The organism is Chloroflexota bacterium (assembly GCA_014360805.1).
Taxonomy (GTDB): Bacteria; Chloroflexota; Anaerolineae; order DTLA01; family DTLA01; genus DTLA01.
In genome coordinates, this window is the sequence record JACIWU010000151.1 from 1 (window position 1) to 1,798 (window position 1,798).

3 protein-coding genes are annotated in these 1,798 nt (G+C 65.0%); 1 reads left to right on the forward strand and 2 read right to left on the reverse strand.

Features of this window, described 5'->3' with window-relative positions; genetic code table 11:
• Positions 1-405 precede the first annotated feature (405 nt).
• On the forward strand, positions 406-750 hold the full coding sequence (gene rsfS / locus H5T65_14100; protein ID MBC7260360.1) for a ribosome silencing factor: 345 nt from the start codon (positions 406-408) through the stop codon (positions 748-750).
• A 42-nt stretch (positions 751-792) separates the two neighbouring features.
• Here the strand turns inward: rsfS and ndk are convergent, their stop codons facing one another.
• Positions 793-1,242 (reverse strand): nucleoside-diphosphate kinase, encoded by a 450-nt coding sequence (gene ndk / locus H5T65_14105; GenBank protein MBC7260361.1) that lies wholly within the window; start codon positions 1,240-1,242, stop codon positions 793-795.
• Positions 1,243-1,266: 24 nt separating this feature from the next.
• A partial coding sequence (locus H5T65_14110) for a tetratricopeptide repeat protein (protein MBC7260362.1) occupies positions 1,267-1,798 on the reverse strand: 532 nt, incomplete at its 5' end.

The following is a 1,798-nucleotide window of genomic DNA, read 5'->3' on the forward strand; positions in this document are numbered from 1 at the left end:
ATACTTCAGTCCGTGGCATGATGTCTCCTTTCGCCTTGTGTGGGGTTGTGGGGGACATCATGCCACATTATTTGCTTTCTGAAAAGATCCCCTCCCCCTGCCTGTCCGCCCCTGAACCGCGGGCGGAGAGGGGGAGGCCGCAGGCCGGGGGTGAGGTATGGCCGCGCGCGGGAATCTTCGCCGCTCGGAATGACAGCAGACATGTAGGGCGGCTTTCCATAGCCGCCGAAGGCCGAGGGCAGGTATGGAAACCTGCCCTACGCTCTATGCGTTTCATGCTGCCGCGCATCGGTCTGACAAGTTTCCAACGAAATGCACACACTACCCGCGCAGTCGCCGACTTGCACCGCGTTGGGCGCTATGCTAGAATTGGCGCGAAATCCCAACAGACAAGGAGATGGCTATCTGGAATCCATAGACCTGGCCCGACTGATCGTGGATGCCGTCGCCGACAAGCAAGGCGAGGACATCCTCCTGCTGGACATCAAGTCCATTTCCCTGATCGCGGACTACTTCGTCATCACCTCGGCCGACACCGACCGCCAAATCCAGGCGATCGCGGACGAAGTGGCGATCCGCGCCAAACAAAACGGCGTCCTGCCTCTGCACGTTGAAGGCGATCCAGAGTCAGGGTGGGTCCTCTTGGATTACGGCGGCGTTGTCGTGCACCTGTTCTCGCCGGAGAAAAGGGCCTACTACGCGCTGGAAGACTTCTGGAAGCGCGCCGCCATGGTGCTGCGGATGCCCTGACGTGCCCGCGGGCGTCGCCGCACACAGCGGGCACAGCCTGGGCTATTCAAAAATCCACTTGTCGGTGTCGCGCGAATAGTCCAGCAACTCTTCGGGTTTGAAGAACAGGGCGATTTCCGTCTGCGCCGTCTCTGGGCCGTCGGACCCGTGCACCAGGTTGCGGCCGATTTCCAGCGCATAGTCGGCGCGGATGGTGCCCGGCGCGGCGGCCACCGGGTTCGTCGCGCCCATGGTAGCCCGAACGACCTCTATGGCCTTCTTGCCCTCTACGACCATGACCACGACCGGCGCCGATGTGATGTAACGAATCAGCCCGTCAAAAAACGGCTTGCCCTCGTGGATTGCGTAGTGTTTGCGGGCCAGGTCTGGGGTAATCTGCATCATCTTGAGACCGACGATCTTCAGCCCGCGCTGCTCCAGCCGCGTGATGATGGGGCCGATTAGCCCGCGCTGGACGCCATCGGGCTTGACGATAACGAGCGTGCGTTCCACAAAAGCCTCCTTGACCGCGATGATTTAGCGTTGCTGCTTCACGAGTTCCAAAGCGCGCCTGTAGGCCTCAAGGGCTTTTTGCAGGCGTTCTTGCTTCATGCACAGGTCGCCGATGAGGGTCCACGTGCGCGATCGCGCCAGGGGGCCGGTCGCGCCGCTCTCCAGGTCGGCCAGCACCTTGTCCGGCAGGGCTCCCCTGCGGATCAACTGCTCGTACAGGTCCAGCGCGGCGTCCACCTCTCCGGCGTCGCGCCGCTCGCGGGCGAGGGCCAGCACCTGCTCCGGTGACATCTCCTCGCCTGCGAGGGCGGGCGCTTCGGGCGCGGCCTCGGCGACTTCCTCTGCGGCGTCGCGCCGCTCGCGGGCGAGGGCCAGCACCTGCTCCGGTGACATCTCCTCGCCTGCGAGGGCGGGCGCTTCGGGCGCGGCCTCGGCGACTTCCTCTGCGGCGGGGGCAGGCGCTTCGGGCGCGGCCTCGGCGACTTCCTCTGCGGCGGGGGCGGGCGCTTCGGGCGCGGCCTCGGCGACTTCCTCCGCGGCGGGGGCGGGCGCTTCG